This window comes from Cupriavidus pampae (assembly GCF_914271485.1).
Classification (GTDB): domain Bacteria; phylum Pseudomonadota; class Gammaproteobacteria; order Burkholderiales; family Burkholderiaceae; genus Cupriavidus; species Cupriavidus pampae.
In genome coordinates, this window is sequence record NZ_CAJZAG010000015.1 from 18,085 (window position 1) to 40,527 (window position 22,443).

General features: G+C 58.6%; 23 protein-coding genes. 12 read left to right on the forward strand and 11 right to left on the reverse strand.

Features of this window, described 5'->3' with window-relative positions:
- Positions 1-445 precede the first annotated feature (445 nt).
- The 5 genes from LDO41_RS30185 to LDO41_RS30200 all read left to right on the forward strand — a co-directional run bounded on the left by LDO41_RS30185 (position 446) and on the right by LDO41_RS30200 (position 4,348).
- Positions 446-1,627 carry an ATPase domain-containing protein gene (locus LDO41_RS30185; protein ID WP_253074813.1) on the forward strand — a complete coding sequence of 394 codons (1,182 nt, stop codon included), beginning with the start codon at positions 446-448 and terminating at the stop codon, positions 1,625-1,627.
- Position 1,628: 1 nt separating this feature from the next.
- The gene (locus tag LDO41_RS34180) at positions 1,629-1,922 is read left to right on the forward strand and encodes a P-loop NTPase family protein (protein WP_253074814.1); all 294 of its coding nucleotides are present in this window, start codon (positions 1,629-1,631) and stop codon (positions 1,920-1,922) included.
- The gene (locus LDO41_RS30190; protein ID WP_223994970.1) at positions 1,910-2,275 is read left to right on the forward strand and encodes a response regulator; all 366 of its coding nucleotides are present in this window, start codon (positions 1,910-1,912) and stop codon (positions 2,273-2,275) included. Before LDO41_RS34180 ends, LDO41_RS30190 begins: the two co-directional genes overlap by 13 nt.
- A 536-nt stretch (positions 2,276-2,811) precedes the next feature.
- Entirely contained in the window at positions 2,812-3,231 is a 420-nt protein-coding gene (locus LDO41_RS30195) for an HU family DNA-binding protein (RefSeq protein ID WP_223994972.1), read from the forward strand.
- Between the two features lie 202 nt (positions 3,232-3,433).
- Entirely contained in the window at positions 3,434-4,348 is a 915-nt protein-coding gene (locus LDO41_RS30200; RefSeq protein WP_223994974.1) for a tyrosine-type recombinase/integrase, read from the forward strand.
- Positions 4,349-4,442: 94 nt separating this feature from the next.
- Here LDO41_RS30200 and LDO41_RS30205 read toward each other — a convergent pair whose 3' ends face one another.
- Positions 4,443-4,712, reverse strand: a complete 270-nt coding sequence (locus LDO41_RS30205; RefSeq protein ID WP_223994977.1) for a helix-turn-helix domain-containing protein — start codon at positions 4,710-4,712, stop codon at positions 4,443-4,445.
- A 477-nt stretch (positions 4,713-5,189) separates the two neighbouring features.
- Here LDO41_RS30205 and LDO41_RS30210 point away from each other — a divergent pair, with 477 nt between their 5' ends.
- Positions 5,190-8,189 carry a chemotaxis protein CheB gene (locus LDO41_RS30210; protein WP_223994979.1) on the forward strand — a complete coding sequence of 1,000 codons (3,000 nt, stop codon included), beginning with the start codon at positions 5,190-5,192 and terminating at the stop codon, positions 8,187-8,189.
- 386 nt (positions 8,190-8,575) lie between these two features.
- Here the strand turns inward: LDO41_RS30210 and LDO41_RS30215 are convergent, their stop codons facing one another.
- The 4 genes from LDO41_RS30215 to LDO41_RS30230 form a co-directional block, all read right to left on the reverse strand.
- Positions 8,576-9,157, reverse strand: coding sequence for a recombinase family protein (locus LDO41_RS30215; RefSeq protein ID WP_223994981.1), 582 nt, complete (start codon positions 9,155-9,157; stop codon positions 8,576-8,578).
- A gap of 568 nt (positions 9,158-9,725) precedes the next feature.
- Positions 9,726-10,856 (reverse strand): glycosyltransferase family 9 protein, encoded by a 1,131-nt coding sequence (locus LDO41_RS30220; protein WP_377745040.1) that lies wholly within the window; start codon positions 10,854-10,856, stop codon positions 9,726-9,728.
- A gap of 959 nt (positions 10,857-11,815) precedes the next feature.
- Complete coding sequence (locus LDO41_RS30225) at positions 11,816-12,022, reverse strand: hypothetical protein (RefSeq protein ID WP_223994983.1); 207 nt, start codon at positions 12,020-12,022, stop codon at positions 11,816-11,818.
- Positions 12,023-12,135: 113 nt separating this feature from the next.
- Positions 12,136-13,116, reverse strand: a complete 981-nt coding sequence (locus LDO41_RS30230) for a LysR family transcriptional regulator (protein ID WP_223994985.1) — start codon at positions 13,114-13,116, stop codon at positions 12,136-12,138.
- A 99-nt stretch (positions 13,117-13,215) separates the two neighbouring features.
- Here LDO41_RS30230 and LDO41_RS30235 point away from each other — a divergent pair, with 99 nt between their 5' ends.
- Together LDO41_RS30235 and LDO41_RS30240 are read left to right on the forward strand one after the other, a co-directional pair.
- Complete coding sequence (locus LDO41_RS30235) at positions 13,216-13,374, forward strand: tautomerase family protein (RefSeq protein ID WP_223994987.1); 159 nt, start codon at positions 13,216-13,218, stop codon at positions 13,372-13,374.
- A 136-nt stretch (positions 13,375-13,510) separates the two neighbouring features.
- Complete coding sequence (locus tag LDO41_RS30240; RefSeq protein ID WP_223994989.1) at positions 13,511-14,305, forward strand: acetoacetate decarboxylase family protein; 795 nt, start codon at positions 13,511-13,513, stop codon at positions 14,303-14,305.
- Between the two features lie 222 nt (positions 14,306-14,527).
- On the opposite strand, the gene LDO41_RS30245 is transcribed toward LDO41_RS30240, so the two are convergent.
- Positions 14,528-15,607: a catalase family protein gene (locus LDO41_RS30245; RefSeq protein ID WP_223994991.1), complete on the reverse strand. Its 1,080-nt coding sequence runs from the start codon at positions 15,605-15,607 to the stop codon at positions 14,528-14,530.
- A gap of 214 nt (positions 15,608-15,821) precedes the next feature.
- A complete protein-coding gene (locus LDO41_RS30250; RefSeq protein ID WP_223994993.1) occupies positions 15,822-16,061 on the reverse strand; it encodes a hypothetical protein in 240 nt (79 codons plus the stop codon).
- A 357-nt stretch (positions 16,062-16,418) separates the two neighbouring features.
- Between LDO41_RS30250 and LDO41_RS30255 the strand changes: the two genes are divergently transcribed.
- Complete coding sequence (locus LDO41_RS30255) at positions 16,419-16,982, forward strand: MOSC domain-containing protein (protein ID WP_223994995.1); 564 nt, start codon at positions 16,419-16,421, stop codon at positions 16,980-16,982.
- 29 nt (positions 16,983-17,011) lie between these two features.
- Here LDO41_RS30255 and LDO41_RS30260 read toward each other — a convergent pair whose 3' ends face one another.
- The 3 genes from LDO41_RS30260 to LDO41_RS30270 all read right to left on the reverse strand — a co-directional run bounded on the left by LDO41_RS30260 (position 17,012) and on the right by LDO41_RS30270 (position 18,456).
- Positions 17,012-17,464: an NUDIX domain-containing protein gene (locus LDO41_RS30260; RefSeq protein ID WP_318036308.1), complete on the reverse strand. Its 453-nt coding sequence runs from the start codon at positions 17,462-17,464 to the stop codon at positions 17,012-17,014.
- A 29-nt stretch (positions 17,465-17,493) separates the two neighbouring features.
- Positions 17,494-17,841: a hypothetical protein gene (locus LDO41_RS30265; RefSeq protein WP_223994997.1), complete on the reverse strand. Its 348-nt coding sequence runs from the start codon at positions 17,839-17,841 to the stop codon at positions 17,494-17,496.
- Positions 17,842-18,036: 195 nt separating this feature from the next.
- Positions 18,037-18,456, reverse strand: a complete 420-nt coding sequence (locus LDO41_RS30270) for a hypothetical protein (protein ID WP_223994999.1) — start codon at positions 18,454-18,456, stop codon at positions 18,037-18,039.
- Between the two features lie 361 nt (positions 18,457-18,817).
- Here LDO41_RS30270 and LDO41_RS30275 point away from each other — a divergent pair, with 361 nt between their 5' ends.
- Positions 18,818-19,237 carry an ester cyclase gene (locus LDO41_RS30275; protein WP_223995001.1) on the forward strand — a complete coding sequence of 140 codons (420 nt, stop codon included), beginning with the start codon at positions 18,818-18,820 and terminating at the stop codon, positions 19,235-19,237.
- Between the two features lies 1 nt (position 19,238).
- Positions 19,239-19,583: a DUF2798 domain-containing protein gene (locus LDO41_RS30280; RefSeq protein WP_223995003.1), complete on the forward strand. Its 345-nt coding sequence runs from the start codon at positions 19,239-19,241 to the stop codon at positions 19,581-19,583.
- A gap of 723 nt (positions 19,584-20,306) precedes the next feature.
- On the opposite strand, the gene LDO41_RS30285 is transcribed toward LDO41_RS30280, so the two are convergent.
- Positions 20,307-20,597, reverse strand: a complete 291-nt coding sequence (locus LDO41_RS30285; protein WP_223995004.1) for a hypothetical protein — start codon at positions 20,595-20,597, stop codon at positions 20,307-20,309.
- A gap of 903 nt (positions 20,598-21,500) precedes the next feature.
- Between LDO41_RS30285 and LDO41_RS30290 the strand changes: the two genes are divergently transcribed.
- Positions 21,501-21,884, forward strand: a complete 384-nt coding sequence (locus LDO41_RS30290; RefSeq protein WP_223995006.1) for a hypothetical protein — start codon at positions 21,501-21,503, stop codon at positions 21,882-21,884.
- The last annotated feature ends 559 nt before the right edge of the window (positions 21,885-22,443 follow it).

The following is a 22,443-nucleotide window of genomic DNA, read 5'->3' on the forward strand; positions in this document are numbered from 1 at the left end:
ATGATGTTTCATCGATTCCTGATCGGTTCAACTTCCTCTGAAGCCATTCTCGAGGTCCATCTGATTCAATCGCTGCCAGGCGATTGGGCCGATCTCGTTCGAATCGATGCGGGCATCCGGTCGCTACGCAGGACAAGCCAAGATGTCCCTCCCTACTTCTTGGTACACGACCGGTCGTGGCAACGAGCAGTCTCGGAATCTGAGAGATTGATCAAGCGGGTCAATCGATTCTCTTACGACTCGCTTCGTGATTTCCTGGACCAGCATCTTCGACGTACCTTCCACGAGCATGATCTGCGGATACTCGGCTACGGACAACTTTCGAAGGCCGTGAAGCCGGCGTCGTTGGTTCCCGTACGTCAGAAAGCAGGCATTAAGAGCACACGAGCCCTCCGACCGGTGGCATGAACGTTGCCTCTGGGAGGGGAACTGGGGGAGTCGAACCATGAGGCAATCCGAACGTTTAGAGACAGGAATCACCGGATTGGACACCATCCTTTGCGGTGGCCTTTTGTGCGGGGCATCGTATATCGTCCAGGGGAGCCCAGGAACGGGCAAGACAATCCTCGCTAATCAGGTAGCGTTCCTTCAGGCGCGCCGGGGCACTCGCGTCTTATACGTAACGCTTCTCGCGGAATCCCACGACAGACTCTTCCAGTCACTTTCGACGTTCGATTTTTACGACACTTCGATTGTCGATAAAGAAATAATTTACATCAGCCTGTCCAAGGTTCTCCGTGAAGGCGGGCTGCCAGGGCTGGTGCGTACGCTTCGCGCTGAGCTTGTTCGACAGCGCTGCACGATGTTGATCGTGGACGGCTTCTCAATCGCAAAGGATAGTGCCGCGGCGGCGTTGGACATCAAGACGTTCATCGCGGAGCTGCAAGGCTATGCCGCTCTCATAGGTGGCACGGTGCTTCTACTCACGAGTTCCCATATCGACGATGCGAGTCGTGAGCACACAATGGTCGATGGCGTGCTTCAACTCAAGGAAGAGTTGGTGGGCGTACGTGGCGTTCGTTTGATTCGCGTCGCGAAATCGCGAGGCAGCGCGTCGTTAGCTGGACTCCATCAGTACCGAATATCGGCTAAAGGCATCGATGTCTATCCCCGTCTCGAAGCGCTTGCCACCCCATCATCCGATGAGACGAGCGTTGTTGAGGAGCGAGCGACAAGCGGTGTACACGGCTTCGATGGGATATCTGGGGGAGGACTTGTCACCGAATCCGTTACCCTCCTCATGGGACCTCCGGGGAGCGGAAAAACGACTTTCGGATTGAACTTTGTAAGCGCGGCCACGCGCAACTGCCCAGCTCTGTTCTTTGGTTTCTACGAATCCCCGGCACGACTCCGCGTCAAGGCCCGGGCGCTTCACCTGCCAATCGAGCCGCTTGAACACTGCGGCGCCCTTCATGTTTGCTGGAATCCGCTGCGTGAAAATCTGCTCGATTTCCTCGGTCATCAGTTGCTGGATACTATCCGCAAGCATGGTATCCGACGGGTGTTCATCGACGGCATGACAGGCTTCCAACGTGCTGCAGTCCATTCGGCCCGCGAGATCGAGTTTTACACCGCCCTTACCAATGAACTTCGCGCGCTGGGGCACAACAACTGTCGCGGCGCTTGAGATGCGCGACAGCTCCGGGGGCGATGTCGCGCCGTTGCCAGAGTATTCGAGCTTAATGGACAACCTGGTGCGTCTACGGCAAACAGTAATCGATGGTGAATTGAGTCGTTTGCTCAATATCGTAAAAATGCGAGACAGCGCCTTCGACAATGGCTTGCACGAAGTACAAATTCGCGAAGGCGGGCTGCATTTGAGCGGCCGGCTAGCGATCATGCCTGATTTTCTTCATAGCCGACAGTTGGCGCTCGACTCCCGTCAGGAAATTCAGATCGGACGTCAGCCATGGCAACCGTAGTCGTCGTGGACGATGAATCTATCAACGCCGACGCGTTGGCGGTGATGCTCTCTATGGAAGGCATCCGGGCAATCACCGCTGCGGACGGTGCCGAGGGCCTTCGAATCATCGCGGCGGAAGTACCTGACGCCGTCATTACCGACTTTATGATGCCAGTCATGTCTGGCTTCGAGATGGCAGTGGCGATGCGCGCAGACTCCTTGCTCTCCAAGATCCCGCTGGTGCTGCTTACCGCGGCACAGGCCGAAATTGGCCATTGTCATCCTGACCTGTTTGATGCGGTGTTTGAGAAGCCTTGTGTGCCGGCCCGCATCATCGCGAGGCTATTCGAGCTGATGGCAAAGTCAGCGTAACTCATTAGTTAGACGGAAATGCGCGACCCATCGGGAAATGACTCTGCCCTATTTCCTCAGGTCCGTACCGGAACCTCGCGTATTGGAGGTGTTGAGGCTACGCTCCCCGTTTGCTGTAGATAGACAGCGCATCGGAGATGCGCTAGGTTGCGTGGGGAATGTATTTCAGTATATAAATTACTGTGCGGAGAGATTTCGAGTGGCCACCTCTCGGTAACTAGCTGGACTTCTCTCGGGGCCTTTCACTGGAGTCTGCAGTTACGCGATTGCATTGATTGTCGCCGCATCAATGGCGGCGTTTTTGTTGCGGACGGCGGTCGCCAGAACGAATGCGTACAGGCATACTGCTTGGCGCGAATGGCGGGCCGGACTCAAGATTCGTTGGCCGGGCAACGCAACAAAGCTACCAGCGAGCTTTCCCGACCGCGACACAGGTCTCGCAGGACGTACTGGAAAGCGGTTGTACGACTGCCGTGATTTTCGTTATGCTCCACGTTAGCCGGCGGGGTGCCGGCGTTTGAGGAACAGGGAGAACCATGGCAACGAAGCAAACTGCGGTCACCAAGGCAACGGCAGCAAAACCCAAGGCGCCGGCGAAGAAAACTGCTGCGCCTGCGACGAAGGCGCCTGCCGCCGCCGCAAAACCGCTGAAGGACACCTTCAACAAGTCGAGTCTGCTTGCACACTTGGTTGAGCAAACCGAACTCGACAAGAAGACGGTTCAGAGCGTGTTGATCCACCTCGAGAACACCATTACGAATGCCCTGCACAAGAAGGGCGCTGGAGAGTTCACGCTTCCCGGCCTCTTCAAAGTTGTCGCGACCCAAGTGCCCGCCACAAAGAAGCGTTTTGGTAAGAACCCCTTCACCGGCGAAGACCAATGGTTCGCAGCCAAGCCCGCTTCGGTGAAGGTGAAGGTGCGCCCCCTGAAAAAGTTGAAGGACGCGGCGCTCTGACGTCACGCTGCGAGCTCCTGGGCTCGGACCTCTAGGCTTGATGCCACGGCGGTAGGTGGCAATGGTCTGACCCGACTACATGCGGAGCCGCAAGCTAGCTGATGTGTGAAAATGGCCCGCTCCGTGCGGTGCCGTTTTCACATGCAGATGCGTCGATAGGGCGGCCACCCAGAGAGCCCCACAACACTCAGGACACTACGCCATGGATACATTGTGGCTTGTCGACCCTGCTCGAGCCTATGCAGACTGGCAACAGCGCGAAGCTTCTGGCGCGGATCAGCGTCCGTTCTCCGAGCGCTCGATTGTTCAGCATCGCGCAATGTTCGATCGTTTTTACCGTCACCTTATCCGGCATGGGGCGACACTCTCCAGTTTTGGCCCTGAGCTCCTGGATGGATTCTGGCTAAACAAGGATGTTGCCGACCACAGCCCGGCCACGCGCATGCGCTATCTTAAGCTCGTGGATCGCCTTTGCAGGCAGTTGATGCATGCTGGTGTGCGCACGACAAACCCGGCAGCAGAGTTGGTGCTGCGCGCGCAATGGCCGCACGATGACCCGCCCCTGCACTTCCTGCCGAAGAGCGTTGACCTGCGGTTGCAGGCCTTCGTGCAGCCGGTAGCAGACGATGACCTCGCGGAGGCACGGTGTCGCGCGATCGTGGCCATGTACCTTGGTACGGGTGTGACGGCACGAGAAGGCCGGCATGCACTCATGCAAGACCTCCATCCTCGTGGGCGCGCGCCCTATTTGCACGTACCGGCGAAGGGACCCCGAATCGCCCGGACTGTGCCTCTCGAGTCGTTCGCCATCGCACCACTGTCGCACTGGCTGAGAGTTCGCGGGAAGCTACCCGTTGAAGGCGAACTTTTGTTTACCCTTCGGCAACGGGGCACTCCCGTCACTGACATGAGTCTGGGGAATATTGTCCGAATGGCTTTCGACGCTGTCGGCTACACGGCGGCCGAGATGGGGCCACAGATTCTTCGAAATACATACAGCCGACGGCTGCTAATACGAGGCGTCACGCCTGCGGAAGTCTCGCTGCGCCTAGGCCTGACCAGCCGGCGCACCGTTGATAGAATTTGCGCAACACTTCCCCGTCGTCGCAGCGAATAATTCGTCCTGCTTCTCTCCTCTGCTAATGCTTCGCGACCTCGCGCTTTAGCCGCGGCCTGTCCACAGATGCTCACTGTTCACGCCTGGCCGTGGACTACTCGTTAATCTGTATCTGCGTGTCACTGAGAGGGGGCGAAACGGGCTCCAAATCGAAAAATGTGGCCGGATTCTCTCCGAGCCACGCGCAAACTTTCACGAAGGTCGCCAGGTCGGGGGCCATCCTGTTCTCGATGCGCGACAGTGTTGCCGCGCTCACTCCAACTTCCTTGGCAATTTCACGCAGAGAACGCTCGCCTCTTCGTCGGGACATGTAGTCGGCGAGGATATCCATCTTCACATGTGCCATTTTCTTCCTGTCATGCATATCCGATCGTGGCCAGATTCCAGCCTTATTTCTGACGGTGCAGTGTGGAAGCTGACGCATGGCAACGATACCCCGATCTCACGATAGTCATATCGCACAGCGGAACATCACACAAGATTCCCCGGTTGTGATTGGATTATGCAGTGTTGGTATTCGCGCCGCTTCGTGAAGTGGATTGTGGGGGGAAGCACTGCGAGACGGCAGAGCCCACGACGCTCAGCCACTAAGCAAGGTGACAGCATGGAAAGCGTACGAGAAAGCGCCTCCTGCACATCTTGGGTGCTGATCTTTGGCAGCGCCGCGCGCCTGTTCCGTTCATTGCGCGACCGACCTACTCACGATACGCCTCCAATATTTGAACGCTATGGTCCCTCTCCGGATGCTGTAAGGAGGACAATGAGTCAGCCAGACAGGTGAGCCGCGCTCCAGAATCGCCACACAGCGGCCAGCCAGCCACCGCCTTAATGCGAGGGGTTGATGAAGCCATCGAGCACAATGAATGCCGGGAGCACGCTAACGCCCATTGTTGCGATTGGTGCGGCGGCCGGCGGAATTGTCGCTTTACAGAAGGTGTTTCAAAAGCTGCCAGCGTCCGTGCCCTTTGCGATCGTGGTACTGCAGCATCTTCCGTCGGGCCACTCGCAACGCCTCGCCGCATTGATCTCCAACTGGACGCCCTTGCCCGTTCTTGAGGCCAAGGATCATGTGGTGCCTCGGATAGGAGCGGTGTATGTCCCCTCCCCCGACTGCGTGCTGACTGTCGGGCCGCATGCGTTACGCACGCGTAGGGACAAAGGCGATAGCCATTACCGTGGCAACACCCACGTGATTGACCGCTTCCTAGAGAGTCTGGCGCAGCATCACGGCAAACGGTCGATCGCTATCATTTTGTCGGGCACGGGGATAGACGGCACGGCCGGCGCCTTCTGTATCCAGCAGGCCGGCGGCATCGTGATCGTGCAGGATCCGCTCACGGCGGTCCACGACGGCATGCCGAACGCCGTGATACGGCGCGACATCCACGATCACGTTCTGCCGCCAGGAGCCATCGGACAGCAACTCGTAGCTTGCTCCGCTGCAGGTTATTCCCGTCCTCAGCGGGACCGGAGCCCGACGCAGGAGGATACCCGGGCGTTGGCCCAAATCATTTTGCATATCCGCATGCATTCCGGCCTGGACCTCACCGGTTATAAGACCTCCCCATTGCTCTGGCGCGTCAGACAACGCATGGAAGTACGAAGCGTCCGCGACTTTGCCGACTACGCGTGCCTGATTGCGGAGGATGCCGTCGAGCTCGAGTCGCTCATCCGCGAACTTCCTATCCACGTTACCGAGTTCTTTCGAGACCCGGCTGCGTGGGCGGCGCTCAAAGCGGATGTCCTCATTCCCCTCATGCAAGCGAACAGTACTGGCAATCCCGTTCGTACCTGGACCGCTGGCTGTGCAAGCGGCGAGGAAGCGTACTCACTTGCGATGACGCTCGAGGATATCAAGCAGGAGATGAGTCTCCCAGCGAGTTTTCAGAGTTTCGTCACAGATGCCTCGCCCGAGATCCTTCATCACGCCAGTCGTGGTGTGTTTGCGGCCCCAGCATTGGGCGCCGTGTCCGCAAAACAGCGGAAAGACTATTTCTATAGCGCTGACAAGATGTTCAGGGTCACGCGTCATTTGCGCGACCAGATGGTTTTCTCATCGCAGAATTTGATCTCCGACCCGCCGTTCGCCGATATGGACCTGGTGACCTGCCGTAACCTTCTGATCTACCTTGAACCTTCCACCGCACGCCAGGCAATTTGCGTACTCCACAGCGCGCTGCGTGTGGGCGGGTATCTGTTCCTTGGCGGCAGCGAATCCTATGATTTGGCGAAGGACGGATTCCGGAAAATCTCAGCGAAGTTCAACATTTTTCAGAAGACAGCGAGAAGCCCCGACGTACCACCTGCCGAGATGGCCGCGAGGCAACGTCGCAACATCCCCACATTTAACGATGGCGTACGGCAGCAGCCGGAGGACCAGTTCGTCTTTCCTTCTGTACTTGTGAACGAGCAAGGGCAATTGCTTCGCATCTACGGCGACACACGCGCGGTATTGCGAATTCCGGCCGGAGCCCCCACCCATGATTTTTTCGCCCTCGTGCCGTGGCAATGGGTCGACCAACTGCGCCACGCCATGCGCGATGCATTCGCGCTGGATGAGCAACGTGTAGTGCAGGGGCTGTCTGAGAGTTCCGGCTTGCGAATCAGAATGACGCCTATGCGTCCATCCGACGACAGCCCTCCGAACCGGCTGCTGCTGTCATTCGTGAGCGAGGAGAATATTCCCGGTGTCCTCGGACCAGTTGCAGTGCTCACAGGTCAACAGGGGCAGCCGGAGGAGATGAAAGGGACATCTTCCGAACTCGGTTCGAAGCCAGCCTTTCTTTCCCATGACGAACTCACCGTCTCGCGCGATCAACTGCAAACGCTGAACGAAGAGCTGCTTGCATCGAATGCACTACTCAATACGAGTAATGACGATCTTCACAGCGCGAATGCAAGACTACATGGAAAGATCGCGCAACTGGAGACGCTAAGTAACATTCTCTCGTCTGGGGAAGTCATGACAATCTTCCTCGACAAGGCACGAAGACTCTGCTGGTTCACGCCGGCCATGACTCTGCTGTTCCCCTTGATTCCGAAGGACGTGGGTCGAGATATCAAGGACCTGGTACCTAAGTTTAGCGACTCTTCCTTTTTCGCCGACATCACGGACGTCCTGAATGCAGGTCACCATCGCGACACGGTCGTGCACAGCATCGCCGACAAATGGTACCTCAGGCGAATGTATCCCTACCCTGTAGAGGGAGGAAATATCGAGGGCGTGGCGATAACGTTCGACGACATTACCGAACGTCGTCACGTGGAGAATGCATTATGGGCCAGCGAACACATGCTTCGCCGCGGTCGGATTTGGCTCTCGTCGCAGAAAGAGGCATTCGAGGCGGCGATGAACGGTGCCCCGCTCAGCCAGGCTCTGGGCATCCTCTTACAGACCATCATTAACGAAACGGATGATGACCGGCGGTGTGCCTTCTATGTCGAGCAAGACAGCGCGCTGCATCATGTGGTCGGCATGCCGAAGGCGTACGCCCAGCGCGTGGATGGCTCCGAACTATCACTTGAATCCGTGGCCTGCAGAGTCGCGACATCGTCGGATCAGCCCGTTACCACGTGCGACATCCTCCTCGACAAACGATGGCAGCCCTGGGCATGGCTCATCGCAGAATTCGGATACCGCGCTTGCTGGGCGTTTCCTCTGCGGACATCGCACGGGAACTTCGTCGGCGCTTTGGCTATGTACTTCAAGTCGCCGCGTACACCGCAGGTCGCCGATTTGGAATTGGCGGCCGCTATGGCGCACACGGCCGCCATTCTGATCTCTAAAGACAGGCGCATTGTCGTGTCTCATGAGAGACCGTCGCCATCCACGAACGAGTGACGAGATTCCGTACGCCCTCTCGTGGGGTCACTCAATTGAGTGAGGCCATACGCGTTTTCAGACCCGCGGCACGAACGGCAGCCCCTACGGTAGGCCGGAAGTACTTACTATCCGTCCCTTAAGACGACTTTCCGGACAGCGGACGGCTCCCCATTAGCACGTAGACTCAAGATGCCTTCCCTCTTGGGATAGGTCTTTTCCAGTCTAAATCGGTTGCCCGTCCTCGGACGGGATTTTTTTTGCGCGATCAGATCGAAGATGTGGGGAGAATATTGGTGCCGGCTCGACAAACCGTGCTGCGGAACAGCGGATACGAGTCTGCCTAAAACCGTGAAGAGACCCGAGAACGAGCGCTAGGAGTTGATCCGCCGTTTCTAGGAGCGGTGCTAGGCAATGCCCCGATCCCTGATGCGCATGATGGTCTGGCGCGACACCTGGAAAAATCGAGCCAACTCGCTGACGGACCTGCCCCGGCGAAGCGACACGAGTATCTCATCTTGCGCCGCTGCGGACACAGTTGGCTTGCGGCCAAGGCGATTTCCGCGCTCAAATGACGCGCTGACGCTCTCCTTCATGCGCGCGCTGCGCGATTGGCGTTCGAGGCGGCTGACCGCCATCAGGGTAAGCATGGGCGGCGATGGGACTGCACCCAAAAGGTCTTCGCCGCCGAGTTCCACGCATCGTGCGCTGACGCCAAGGGCTTTAAAACGGGCGAGCGTCTCGAGTACCTCGCGGATATTGCGCCCGAAGCTGGCGAGCTTCAGCGTAATGATGGTATCCCCCCTGCGAACGCGCCGCAGCATGTTCTGCATCTCCGGTCTGTCGAGTGCAGAGAGAGATGCGTCACTGCGCTCGAAGCGAGCGTGGCGAAGGTCGACCACAATTCCCGCCGCGTCAAACGCCCGGATTTCGGGCTCGAATTCGTCTAGCGTAGCTGCAGCATTCGTGTAAAAGTAGTTTGCACTCATGGAAGCTCCAGACCCACCTACATTTAGCCTCGTCGCGAATCATTCGCATCAGACTGTGACACGACTCGCTTACCCTCTCATGTGCTTGCCGCAATTCGTAAGGCACCGGAATGCGACATGCCAACTCTTAGACGAAAAATCTCCCTACTCCCCCGGCCAAGGCCCGAAGACAGCTGGGATCGATGCGCACATAGTATCCCGATGCCTGCGGGCCCATTCAATGAATTCTGACTTCCTGGCATCTCACTCGGCAGGCAGTCACGGTTCCGCCGATTGCTGGCAATGCTCGCCTGCGGCAGGCATGACACGGGAGCCTCGCCGTACGCGTTGGCGAGCCGCAGCGCCCTCCAGCCTCTCGGCATTTGATCGCCGCCATCGAGCCTTTTCGCTCATGGAAGTTTCAGCGAGCAGGCACGGCCAGGTTCCCCGCCAGTCGTTGACCAGCGATCGATTGTAGTTTCGTCAGCCCCAACTTACCGATATCAGTATCAGCGGCTGACGGCGGCCCCCGTTGGGGCAGGTCCGGCCCAAGTGTCAGGTCAACCCCGACGGACAGACACCATCGGAATCATGTCACCGCGCAAGCATGACTCAACCCCCAATCCACGGTAGTGAGCGAGTCAATCTCCCGCATGACCGCCTCGACGCTGATGTGCGTCGCGCAGACATGCCCGAGCGGGCATTTTTCCCAGCTGCAAGGGCGGCACGGCGGATAGTCCGCCAGTATGCGGTGCCGACGCCCGTCAAGCGGTGCTCGTCGCCAACTGTCCGTTCCACATGACACCACGACGCTGGGCGTGTCCGTCGCTGAAGCAATATGCCACACGCCGGTATCGTTGCAGACTAATAGCCGAGCATTGGCGATCAAAGCGCCCATCACCCCAAGCGATGTTCTTCCGCAAAGATTGATCACTGCTACGCCGACTTGCGAGCACAGCAGATGCGCAAGCGCCTGTTCGTCTGCGGCGCCAGTAATCACCACCGGCCACCGGTCGGCAAGCATGCGCGCGACCTCTGCGTAGCGCTCCCAAGGCCACCGCCGCGATAGCATTCGCGCCCCCGGATGGATGCAGACATAGCCGTCCGCCTGAAGATCATGCTCGCCCGCGATATGTTTCCAGCCGGCGTAGTCCTCAGGCCCCAGTGGAAACTCGAGACGACTCTCAATGCTCGGATAACCCAAAACGCGGGGCAATACAAGCAGACGCTCTATTTCGCTGCCTTGAGGGCACGGAACAAGATGCTCCCTGCCGCCGCGGTGCACTCCCGCTTCTTCCGCTGACGTGCAGCATCCAACCAGTGCCTTCGCGTCGAGCCGGCGCGCGACCTCGTTACTCAGAGCGCAGCTACCGTGCAGCTGTATGGCCAGGTCGAACTGCCGGGCGCGCGCGGCGTGATAGAACGCTTCGGCATCGGCTGGCCGATATGGCTGCCCTGGCAACCCCGGCATGCCGGGAAACGACATGAAATCATCGACAAGATGCGAGAAGCGAAGGGAAAACTCTTTCGCCCACGGCAACCCGATCAACGTGATATGGGCGTCGGGCTCGCCTTCACGTACGGCACGCAGCGCGGGCACCGCACAAAGCATGTCGCCCAGTTGCAGAGCCCGGAACACTGCAATACGCCGTCGCGTGCGTCCCGAAGACGAGCGTTGTGGCGTGATCGTCGTGCCAATCAGTTCACTTAAGTCGGTCATGGCGGCAGTGAAAGAGGTTACGGATGCGCGATAAGAAGAACGATGCGCCCGAGGTGCCTCTGGTCATGCGAATGTCGTGCCACCCAATGCTATCCGCGCGTCTATCCTCCCAAAAGAACAACGGGAATCGCCCGCAATTTGACGGGGCAACTCCTCCGCCTGCCATAGATGCGCACGCCTTGAATCGGTGTGCGTGACGGTGGAACCACCGGTGCTGCGTGGCAACGATTTGCGACTGTCGGAAAGCGTCAAAGAAGACTGGGCCCCGATCCGCCGTCGCAATAAGCGCTTGCCTGTTCGCCGCAACACCGCTCTCCGTTGCAGAGAGGTCAATCCGCTCTTGGTTCGCGAAGGAACACCTGCGGGCTGCGCGTGGGGAAATGTGATGACCGGCGCCACGAGCAGCGGACGTGTCCGTCGCGATTGCCACGATGATGCGGCGCAGATAACGGCGGCTGGTGAACAGGCTCGATGTCGCTTTGAGCTGCCTTCGGAATCGGGAGAACGCCAAACCACGAATACTCTCGGAGCCGTGGATGCTTCCCCCGTTGGGTGAGCTATCAGAACAAAGTGTGCCGATAACCTGCACGACGAATCAGTTGCCGGGCGCAAGCGAGTCTGTCCGTTCTCGACATGCTGGCCGGACGAGCGAAATGAAGGACTTGCAGGACGGTGTGCCTAGCGCTGTAGGCATCTGCTCAAAGCTGCCTGATCGATGCGCTCGTTGCTGAGGCATACCTTCCGCCATCGCGAACCAGAGACCCGGAGAAAGGAACCTAGGACGGCACGGCTGCATTGCTTCCTACTCACAGCGCGGATCGCGCTGCTACAAGCATGGGCACTTACTGTTGCGACGCATCGAATAACAAGAGCACAAATGGTTCAGCCACCGGGCAATGACTTTTCAATGGCTCCATAAACGTCGATATCGCAGCCAATAGCGTGAGAATGCGATTACTTCATGAGGTCATGCCGGGCATCAACAGCTTCGGGGACCAGGAGATCACCAGTACGTTGAAACTGAACATGGTGAACATGGTGAACAGGGCGAAAGTCCGGATCGATCGAATGACGGCCAACTGACCCTTGCCAGTGGGTTCGAGGATTTCGATGGCACCTGCAAAAAGGTCGAAACGAACTCCGGGCCAAAATTCTAAGCGCTGCATGCAACACTGTTAGCCCAGCTGAACAACGCCTCAACGGGTCGTTCACCTCGCCAGCGAAGCGCGACCGCCTGTGCCGGATTACGGACCCGCCCTGGGACGGCGAGGTGAACGTATCAGCGAGTCGCACGACGGGTCCGCCCTGATCTTGAGCTGTTCGCATCGTCCGCGTTCTTGGCGTCTCGCATCAGCGCTGCCGGAATATCACTTTTCAGTAGATCAATCCAGGCGCGGGTCCTCGGCTCAAGAAAGTGCCGCGACGGCATCAATATGTAGACCCCGATGGCAGGCGAGCGCCACTCTGGCAGCACGTTCACCAACTCACCGCTGCGGACACGGTCCACAGCAGAGAACAAGGGGAGCATGGCAATGCCCAATCCATTGCACGCTGCATGAAGTACGACTTCGGGATTATCGCCAACCAGCGGACCGGTCGGGTCCATCCTGAACGTGCTCTTCCCATCAGTCATCGTCCATTGAGCTGTGGTGGATGGGTTGGCAATACGTAGGCAGGCATGTTCCGCTAGCACATTGACCGACTTGGGGGTGCCACGGCGCTCGAGATAGGCGGGGGCTGCGCAAAGGACGCCATAAGCTTCCCCAAGTTGTTGCGCCACCAGATTTGAGTCCGGCAGCCGTTGTGCCAGATACACGCTGACGTCCAAACCTTCGGCTATCAAATCCGGCATGTGTTGAGAGGTGCTGTACTCAACGATCACCTTCGGATACGTCGAACAGTATTTCGATACGAGCGGCACCACGTAACGTTCCCCGAATCCCGCCATGCAGCGCACCCTGAGTCGTCCCGTCGGCTCGACGCTGGCGCCGCCTACCCCACCCTCCGCCTCGGCCACCAGGTCAAGGATGCTGCGGCACTGGTTGGCGTATCGTTCGCCCGCACTGGTCAGGGCGAGCCGGCGGGTGGTTCGTTGCAACAGCTTTGTCTGCAGTCGCTCTTCCAGCCCGGAGACCAGCCGTGAGATCTGGGCCGTGGTTAGGGCCATCTGGGAAGCCGCCGCGGTGAAGCTGCCCGAATCGACGACTCGCAGGAACGCCGTCATCGCATGAAGTAGTCCGTAGTCGAGATTCTTACGCATGACGCAACAGAGTTTCTTTGGCAACTGCATTGTTACATCGAACGAGAGTTTCTACTATCGACTCGTACCCCGATGCATCCCATTGACGAGGCAGCAGCCATGTCAATGGCCCAAATGTCCGGCCACGAGATCTATCCGTGTGCACGCTCGTCTGCTTTGTTGCTGATCCCGATCACGCTGGCGGCCGGCCGGTCCGCAGAGGACAAGCAGTGGCTTTATCGCGACCGGTGGCAAGGCTGGGCACTGAGCCGGGCGTGAAGCCCGATGTTTTCATCAACCTCATTGAAGTGGCTAGTGAAAATTGGTCACCGGGAACGGGCTCGCCGGCGTAACTCGGCGGCCAGCCAGCAATGAGGCAGCGCCCTCGATTTTCCTTACAACGACTCTGGAGTTCATGATGTCCAAACCCTATGCTGTTCCCCTTTCTCCCCGAGGCCTCTCCAGCATTGCACCGCCTCCTCCATGGCATTATTCCGGCGATTTCCTGATCGTCGAATTCTGGGCGGATCCTGCTGCCGCCGCGGCGGTGTTGCCTGCCGGACTGATCCTTGACCCGGAATCTCCCGGCCACGCCACGGCGATCTTTGTCGATTGGCAATTTACCGGTGAAAACGATGAGTTGCTGGACCCCGCCCGTTATCAGTATCGGGAATTCTTCGTCCTGGTCGACGCGTTGCATGCTGGAAAGCCGGTGGCATTCTGCCCGTACATCTTCGTCGACAACGATTCGGCCATGATGCGTGGCTTGATTCAAGGTTTTCCGAAGCGTCTGGGCGCAGTGCATCAAACACGTACATTTTCGGCTCCCAGTCTTGCCGCTGCGCAAGTGGCACCGGGCGCGCGGTTCGCCGCTACGGCATCCACAGCAGGTCAGCGCATTGCGCGCGCCGAGATCAAGTTGACGAACAAGGTTGGTGATCCGTCGACCGTGGGGTTGGCAGGACGTCCAATCGTCAATCTGCGACACTTCCCACGCCTCGCTGCGGGCCAGCATGACAATCCGGCCGTTCACGAACTCGTCGTATCGATCACGGATAATCCGCGGATAGTGGATGTATGGGCTGGTGAAGCCCAGCTCAACTTGCCTTCCGTACCGAACGAGGAAGTCTCAGATCTGGCACCGGTGCGTGTTGGCACGGGCTTCCGCCTCTCCATGTCCTATACCGTGACCGATCTTAAATCGCTCTAGAGCGCGCGACGGCAACGGAAGGCCGACAATCATCGATGTCCAGAGGAAGATAAGCTGCCCAACCTTGCCCAAAGTCCGCCACGATCCCAGGCGACCGAATCAGGCAATCGCCAGCAGCCAGCGACAGCATCACGGGAATTGGCAGCAATCGTCTTCACCGCACCGCATAGACTATGCCGCTAAGTGGCGATAGCGGACAATCTCAACCGATAGTGACCGCCGTCAGGCGTGCACGGGACAATGGTTGAAATCCCGCCGAAATGCCACCGATGCCTCGTAAGTCTGCCGGCGGACGCGCATGATCCCGCCAAGGGGGCGGTGCGCAGCCAGGCCGTGCCAGGGACTGAACGACATGCCATCATCGATGGCAGCCGCGCTCGATTCAGTCCAAGCGTCCTGCGGCTGCGCACGAATGCGTGCGACGGCAACATAGGGACTCTGGTCCTCCGGCCATTCGACGGAAGCATCCTCGATAGGCATGCTCAAGATGTCCGTGGCGAGCTGGACACGCACTTCCCACTCCGCACCATGGTTCGCGAAGAACGCGCAGACAGCGTCTCGCAGAGCGTCGGGATGCCCACTTAGCTTAATCCGCGAGTCGACCAAGGCCACAAGCTCGGGCGATACAGGGGCAATGCTCAGCTTGGCGTAGTAAGGACCGTACAAGATCGGGACGCAGGTGTAAAACGTCTCACCCAGGATATGCGTGGGTGGATGGCCACCCAGGCTCTTGATCGCAGCGCTTTCCACACCGACCGATTCGATCGCTTTTTCTACGCCTCGCAGTAATGCGGACAAGGCTTTCTTCCCTCTGTGCGCACGTTCTGTTGTTTTCGCGAGGATCTTTAGATTCGAGAGGAGCTTTTTTGGCGTCGCCGCCGAGAATGCTGGCGCATTTACCATCACAAAGTCCTGAGTCGCATGCCTTTCGCTGCCCGGCAGCCGCTCTCCCTCAACGTTCCCAATTTTGATGGCCAGACCACGGGGTGTAGAAACACTGTCGTCCAAAAGATAGCCGGGATTCGTCGACAGCCGCATCGCCACCGGATGTAGCCAGGAATGAGCAAATATTCCCTGCCTGAGCGGCTCGGGCAGATCGTGGAAGATCTCCATCTCTGCCTCGAGCACGCCGTGACTTTTGGCGTGAACGCTGCGGACGGCATACCCATAGTCACGCGCGGTGACCTGCTGAATCTCGTGCAACACCGCGATCAGCTTGCTCACGGTTTCGGCCTCGTCCTTCGGCACTTGCTCGAACGATCGGTCAAAGCGCAGCGGCTGAATTGACATTGAAGGGGACATATCAGCTCCGAAGATCGGTGGTCGATGCAGAGGACACAAGCCTCATTCGTGCGTCAGCCCAACCCTGTGGACTCGTGATCAGCCTTGCTGGAATCAGGATTGAGCACGAAGTGCTCAAGCGAGCCGGCCACAAATTTCTCTAACGACCCAAGCATCGGCGCCCAGCAGGGTCAGCGCGTCGCCGCCCCGTTCTGATCATGCCCAGATGCATATATCACGCGCTCGGGTCTTCCTTCCCGCGGCCGTGACCTTGCGTCGGGTCACGTTTCTCGCCAACTTCATCGCCCTTCTGAATCGCGCTGTCGATCGGATCCTCCTGGCCTTCCGGCGGGATGTCCCGTTCTTGCTGCTCGATCGAAGGATTGTCTGCCCCTTCTCCGCTGCCTTCGTTCTCTAACGGTTGCGGAGCCTTTTCTTGCTGAGGACTCTGACCCGAATGCGATTGTTCTACCATGGTGGACTCCGTGTTCGCGGCTGAATGCCACGAGTTTCTTGACGCAAGGCCCATACCAATCCGAACTCGCGAACGACTCGACGAAGTCACGATCGCAGCTGCGGCCTCCACCCTGCATCACACGAGTGCCTCAAGCAAAATGACCGGAGGTCAACGAGATCGCGTTCGGATTCGTACCGGTAACGAAACTCTTCCTTGTAGGATTCGGGATTGGGGCAGACACTCCTCCGAGTCAGAAACAAGCCTAACTGCGCGCCGGGGTTGTCAACCTCATGCCCCAACCCTCTCCTGAACTGAGGCAATCCAGGGGAGGGGCTTCGCACGACATGTTGGTGATATCTCGACAGTGGAGAATGCATGATCGAAGGTAATGCGTCAGGCGTGGCGGTAGTCGCAGCGGTCGCCGGTAGCCCTAAGCATGAATTTAGCAAACACGTGCAGACCAGCATTCGGTTAATGGCCGGGCACGGCGTTGAGGGGGATGCGCATGCAGGGAGCACGGTGCAACACCGCTCGCGTGTTCGTGTCGATCCCACTCAGCCCAACCTCCGCCAGATTCATCTGATCGGCGCCGAGTTACACCGGACTTTGGCCGCGTCCGGCTTCACGGTTGCCCCTGGCGCCCTTGGCGAAAACGTCACCACGGAAGGCGTCGATTTGCACGCGCTTCCTACCGGAACTCTACTGCGCCTTGGGGCGGACGCCGTCGTCGAGCTAACAGGGTTGCGCAATCCATGTTCGCAGATCGAGCGATTTCAGCCCGGCTTGTTGGCCAAGGTACTCGGGCGCGACGCATCGGGAGCACTCGTGCGCAAGGCTGGCGTCATGGCAATTGTGCTTGCCGGTGGAGTAGTAAGCGCTGGCGACTTGATCGCCATTGACTTACCGCAGCCGCGCTATCATCGGTTGGAGCAGGTATAGGGCTCGAGGTCGGCGGGCAGTCGTTCGTTTTAGTTGGCTAACATGTGATCGACCCACTTTAGTATGGAGTCGAACCTCGCCGGAAGCAGCAACGCCGCGGCAGAGGTTGTTAGCCACCTGAACTCGTGGTGTTCCGGGCGACCTAGCGCAGGATTGACAGGAAGACGCACGGCCCCATGCTGAGATTCGGCAAGATAAATGCGTACGACTTTTCCGTTCGCATAAGGAGCGGTGTCTCGATAGTCGCTCCCCCACCGCATATCCAGATCTATCAGGCCTGTTTCCTCCGTGGCCTCCCGTAACGCGGTCTGCAATAACTCTTCCCCGGCCTCCGGCATCCCCTTGGGAAGATCCCAGTTCCGGAACGCTCGCAGTACGAGACAGTGCCACTCGCCTTCCAAACGACGAAGTACGACCAGGCCAGCGGAGTACCTGACAGCGGAGGGCCCCAATGCTATCGGCTTCATGAGTGCGCGCGCCATGGGTGCCTCCGTCGATCGGGATCTGCCGCTCAAAGGGCGTGCAATGACATTTTTGCCGGCGGCTGCGCCGGCGTGACCTCAACGCGGGCTTCGAGGAGCCTCAAAGAGGCCAAGGCCTCCCATAGAACGCTCTCCGGCACGCGATTGACAATCAGCATATTCCGCTCGTTCCTCATCGGAGCGGCATTCGAACGTGGCGAAAGTCCCGCGACCTCCACTACAACGCTGCGGATCTTGTCCAACAAGGTGCCGCGTCGGTTGTCAACGGCCGGTATCGGGTACAGCGAAACCGCTGAGTCGGGGCAGAGGGCCCGCAGTCCCTTGTAGGACTCGGCAGCGTCGGCTGCGTTGTTGAAGTAAGCCACTAGAGTACGCACTTCCATCTCCTTTGCATTCGCGTGGTGGTATGCGAAACGTCCGTGCAACGTTCATGCCGCAACCAAAATTCGAGGCACCGCAGCACTGAGATGGCAATATCGGCCATGCCTTGTTTTGCGAAGGCACTCAATCCATGCCGCACTCAGTACCGGCGTGCCCAGCGTCAGCAATCCACGCTCACTAAAGAAAGTGCCTCATGACTCCAGGCAGGGCGTGCGCACGCCGACTTCCCTGCTCTCTCTCTGACGAGTAGGCTGCTGGCCTAACAAGCGCATACATGGGCCGTTTTCCGGCGTCGCGTCGCGTACCCGTTCGAAACCGCCGGTCGCATAAGGAGAGAACTTAAGAAAAAGCCATCTTGAGATGAGCGCCACAACCACCATGATGAGCACGGCGATGAGCAGGTGTGCGAAGGTTCGATGGCTTTTGATCACGGTCGATGCGAAGAGAAGATCTTGATCCCTGAAGCGATGGAAGCCACTGGTGTGCTGACAGCTTACCGCACCGAACGACGAGCCACGCACCGAAATGATTAGCGTCGTTTTCCTGCACGTTGCCGGTGATAAAACGTGCCCGACGACGCGCTTTGGCAAAGATCGGACAACGTCCGACATGACGTGGACTCGCAAGCCGGATAAGCTCGTTAACACCCCGGAATCTGTGCGAGCGTGATCGCCTCTCGCGGGCCCACTCTCGAGTGGTCGGGGTACGCGCCGCCGTGATCTCGAGCGCCGCAAACCCCCACGACTTCTGCCACATCTCTTCCGCCCCATACGCGCGCGGCCTCCTGAACGCGATCCGATTGCCAGACCACTTGGCAGAATTCCTCAGCGGGTTCAGCACGGCGCAAATCCAGCTTGACGTCACCCGCACCATCCATAAGTAACTCAACTAGATGGAAGAAAAATTATTCGTTTGTCTTCTTTTTAGGAAGTCGTAATACTCGCTCCATCACCTTCCCTGCCGGACTACACCATGACCCATCGTAACGCCGTTGCCATCGTCGAAAACTTCTGGAAAGAGGTCTGGCAATCTCGCAATCCCGATGCCATTGACGCTCTTGTTGCCGAAGATTTTGGCATTACATCGGGGGGCGTACTCATCGAGTCGCGCCCCCTCTTCAAACAATGGGTGGCCAGGTTCCTGGCAAGCATTAATGATTTCCGCTTTGAAGTTGTGGAGTCTTTCCAAGACGAGTCCGGTAGCCGTGTGGTTTCTCGCTGGGTGGTGACCGGGCGTAACAACGGCTTCATGGGCTCTCACCCTTGCCAATCGCCTATCCGCATGACCGGTACGGCAGTTATGCATGTACGCCCGGATGGATTACTGCAGCACAATTGGGTAGAACGCAGCGCACTCGAAGTGCATCGCAGCCTCGCCGCCGCCAATAGTTAACATGGCTCTTAACGGTTTGCGCATACCCCGACGATATGGCCACTTGGTGTTTGGCGTCATTCAATCCGGGCTAACATGCGCGATTGCAGCTTCCATTGGCAGCGCCCCTTTTCTTGCGCAGGGAAGTTTCCTAGGGCATTGGGTGCGAGCGTTTGGCGTCGGATGGTTGATCATGCTTCCCGTCGTGGTCGCGGCTGGACCTGTCATACATCGCATAGTGGGATTGGTGACGGCTGAATGCGACACGGGTCACTCCGAGGCGGATCGACACAGGCTAAGACAGGAAGACGACCCGCAGATCGCAGGAGGGCGAGAAGAAGAGGCGCAGAGCAAGTGGAAGTCGTGATCGCACTGGGCGTATTCCGCGCAGAATCCTCGCCGATGCTGCCACGAAATGAATGGCGGAAGCATTGCTGGAATGCGCGTCTGAGCGACGAGGGTCATGACGCTCGCGGCCCGCGTCGTATGCCCTCCCCAGTCTTCTTACGCAGGAATCCAGCCGCAGAGTGGGCATCCTTTTACGGTGCGGCATTCTAGGGTGACACTACCAGCGCTACGCTCGGCCAGCACTGATTCGAAAACCCTGCCGCACTCTTTGGATGCACGGCAGATGACCATAGGCTCTGAGGCGAGCCACGTCTTCTCGTGCCGATACGAGCATACCCTTCGAGCCTAGCGCGGCCGCTTCTATGCCAAAGACACCACATTTCGCGCACGAATACCTGTAGCCCCGCAGATGAGATGACCGCACTCGCCCTGCGTCAGCGCCGCACAACGGGCAAGTTGCAAGTTCCGAAAGCATGGCCTCTCCAAGTATGCTGTACAAATATACAGTATCAGTATAGGGGACCCTGGGTCGAAGAGAGGAGAAAGGTCGCGGTAAATCTAGCCTGGAGGCGACCCGAAAACACGACATGCGGCTGAAGTCGGTCCCGGTGCACTCGAGCCGTGAGTTGTCGCTGCGACGTGCAACGACTCCGACTATTGTTGGGCGCCTCGCGCTGAGCGGTGATGACGCATGACTGTCGACGCCCAAATGGCTGCTACGCCGCCATGCGCGAAGGTATCTCTAACGTTCTTCCGGGACGACGAGGTGGGCGGCAGTGACGCTTGTTTCGATGGCACTGAACGTGCGGACAATTCCATGCAGGTCTAAAGCGCAGAAACCAAAGTGCCGCAGTTCCGCTAGAACTGTCGGCGGATAAATGCCGACCATCGGCGTGTCGTCGGCGAGTTCCGTGAGGGCCTCGTATTCGGGCTGTCCGAGCCACTGCTGGAGATCAAGCGGGCAATCTAGAAGTCTGCGGTGCGCCGGCAAAAACAATGCGCGGTCCCGATTGCGAACAAGGCGGATGTTCATGACGTAGCAAGGAACGAGAGCTGAGCTGACAGCGGGCGTAACGAGCGTGTGGACGGTGCGCCCATATTCAACTTAGCAAAGTTACCATAGCCGTCAAGAGGTCCGGGGGCGTGACGGGGCATGCTGTCGGACAGGCACCGACATCTACTTCCGGGGGGCACAGCTACGATGGTTCCAATCCCTCCTCACGCCGATTGCTGGCACCGCCGCTTGGCTGTGGAGGGCTACCTAGGATGGTTTTGGACAATAGCGAAGGACATACATCGCAGCCGTACCGGGGATTCACCCTGCATGCGCTTGTGTTCCGACCGGCCTCCCCCATGGATCCCAACTGGGGCTACGAAGTCGTTGTCATAGACGACCAAGGCGAACTGAAGAGCGGCCCCCATTCACCCGTGAGTGGTTATCTCACGCGCGGAGCCGCAGAGGATGCGGGCACTCGCCGCGGACGTCTCGCCGTCGATGTATTACTCGACCTCCTTTGATGCCGTCGCACGAACGCCGGATCGCGCTAAAGAAAGGCAGCTGGTTTGTCGTCGGTCACCTGCGCATTTCGGCACCGCGCGGCGCTGCCTATGCTCACACGCGATTGGGCGAACTAATGCGCACATTTTTTATCTGCGCGGGCGCCGAGGCAGCGTTAGAGCAAGTCCTCTAAGCTTACCTCTTGCTTATCTATCTAGTAGTAGATAATATTCCCCACATGGACGCCGTTGCACTGCCCGGCAGCAAACAGAAGCACCGGACAGCAGCATCGGACCCGCAGCAGAGCAGTTAGACAAGTACCGGATAGACGGTCTTTTTTTGAACCCGATCATCTACCTAGTAGTAGATGTACAACGGAAAAAGATCCCTGAAACAGATACCGGGCCGACAGAAGCGGCCCAAAGCCAGGAGCAAATCATGAACGCCAAGACCATCCTTACCGCCGCCGCCCTTGCCGCCGCTTTCATCGGTGGTGCCGCTCAAGCTGCTCAGGGTAGCCGCGACCCGTATCTCGACGGTGCCCGCACGATCAGCGAACCGCGCAGCACATTCACCGACGGTGCCCGCATCAGCAACCGTGATGGCTATACCGATGGCGCACGGGTCGGCAAGGCCGACCCCTACACTGACGGTGCTCGCCTCGTAGCCGGCCTGGACCGCACCGGGGTCTCCGCCGAACCCGCCCGCAAGGTTGACCCGTACACCGACGGTGCCCGCGACATCAACCGTCCGCGCAACCCGTTTGTCGATGGCGCCCGTAACGGCCAACGTGACGTGTACACCGACGGCGCGCTGGTCTGATCGATAGTTGCTCCGGCCCCTCATGCGCGGACCCTCCCGCCGCGCATGAGGGTGCAAGAAGAGACCGGCGGCTCGAGCCGCCGGTTTCCCGTTTACGTGCCGTGCACTTGTGCGTCTAACACGAACAATGCAGAGGCCGGACAGCTGGCGTGCCGGTTCCGATGAGCACTGATATAGTCAAACTCGTTGAATTGCCGCATACCGAAACGCCGTGCTCCCATGTCGCCTTTGCGAGGATATGTTTGGACAACCCGGACATAAGCCTCCCCATTCCCAATTAATTGGCAGCCGCCTTCAGGCATCTAGTGCTGCAGGCAGCGGATTTCGATATATCTGCGGCGATTGCGGTTGCACTATTGCCCTAGTCTCCGACGATGAAGGTTCAGACAAGTGGGCGCAAGCGGGTCGTGTGCCTTCATAGCGCTCTGCCCCCAACCGGAGTGAAGCACATGTTGAAGATGGCGAAAACGCCGGATGGCTCCGACGAGTCGCACGCGACGACAGGGAATTAGTTACAGGGTGAGCGTCCTCAGATTAGCCCCGAAGTAGCGTACCGGCG

Coding starts and splice junctions, on each gene's coding strand:
- LDO41_RS30185 (WP_253074813.1), top strand. CDS start 446: ATGAGGCAATCCGAACGTTTAGAGACAGGAATCACCGGATTGGACACC.
- LDO41_RS34180 (WP_253074814.1), top strand. CDS start 1,629: ATGCGCGACAGCTCCGGGGGCGATGTCGCGCCGTTGCCAGAGTATTCG.
- LDO41_RS30190 (WP_223994970.1), top strand. CDS start 1,910: ATGGCAACCGTAGTCGTCGTGGACGATGAATCTATCAACGCCGACGCG.
- LDO41_RS30195 (WP_223994972.1), top strand. CDS start 2,812: ATGGCAACGAAGCAAACTGCGGTCACCAAGGCAACGGCAGCAAAACCC.
- LDO41_RS30200 (WP_223994974.1), top strand. CDS start 3,434: ATGGATACATTGTGGCTTGTCGACCCTGCTCGAGCCTATGCAGACTGG.
- LDO41_RS30205 (WP_223994977.1), bottom strand. CDS start 4,712: ATGCATGACAGGAAGAAAATGGCACATGTGAAGATGGATATCCTCGCC.
- LDO41_RS30210 (WP_223994979.1), top strand. CDS start 5,190: ATGAAGCCATCGAGCACAATGAATGCCGGGAGCACGCTAACGCCCATT.
- LDO41_RS30215 (WP_223994981.1), bottom strand. CDS start 9,157: ATGAGTGCAAACTACTTTTACACGAATGCTGCAGCTACGCTAGACGAA.
- LDO41_RS30220 (WP_377745040.1), bottom strand. CDS start 10,856: ATGACCGACTTAAGTGAACTGATTGGCACGACGATCACGCCACAACGC.
- LDO41_RS30225 (WP_223994983.1), bottom strand. CDS start 12,022: ATGCAGCGCTTAGAATTTTGGCCCGGAGTTCGTTTCGACCTTTTTGCA.
- LDO41_RS30230 (WP_223994985.1), bottom strand. CDS start 13,116: ATGCGTAAGAATCTCGACTACGGACTACTTCATGCGATGACGGCGTTC.
- LDO41_RS30235 (WP_223994987.1), top strand. CDS start 13,216: ATGTCAATGGCCCAAATGTCCGGCCACGAGATCTATCCGTGTGCACGC.
- LDO41_RS30240 (WP_223994989.1), top strand. CDS start 13,511: ATGATGTCCAAACCCTATGCTGTTCCCCTTTCTCCCCGAGGCCTCTCC.
- LDO41_RS30245 (WP_223994991.1), bottom strand. CDS start 15,607: ATGTCCCCTTCAATGTCAATTCAGCCGCTGCGCTTTGACCGATCGTTC.
- LDO41_RS30250 (WP_223994993.1), bottom strand. CDS start 16,061: ATGGTAGAACAATCGCATTCGGGTCAGAGTCCTCAGCAAGAAAAGGCT.
- LDO41_RS30255 (WP_223994995.1), top strand. CDS start 16,419: ATGATCGAAGGTAATGCGTCAGGCGTGGCGGTAGTCGCAGCGGTCGCC.
- LDO41_RS30260 (WP_318036308.1), bottom strand. CDS start 17,464: ATGGCGCGCGCACTCATGAAGCCGATAGCATTGGGGCCCTCCGCTGTC.
- LDO41_RS30270 (WP_223994999.1), bottom strand. CDS start 18,456: ATGTCGGACGTTGTCCGATCTTTGCCAAAGCGCGTCGTCGGGCACGTT.
- LDO41_RS30275 (WP_223995001.1), top strand. CDS start 18,818: ATGACCCATCGTAACGCCGTTGCCATCGTCGAAAACTTCTGGAAAGAG.
- LDO41_RS30280 (WP_223995003.1), top strand. CDS start 19,239: ATGGCTCTTAACGGTTTGCGCATACCCCGACGATATGGCCACTTGGTG.
- LDO41_RS30285 (WP_223995004.1), bottom strand. CDS start 20,597: ATGAACATCCGCCTTGTTCGCAATCGGGACCGCGCATTGTTTTTGCCG.
- LDO41_RS30290 (WP_223995006.1), top strand. CDS start 21,501: ATGAACGCCAAGACCATCCTTACCGCCGCCGCCCTTGCCGCCGCTTTC.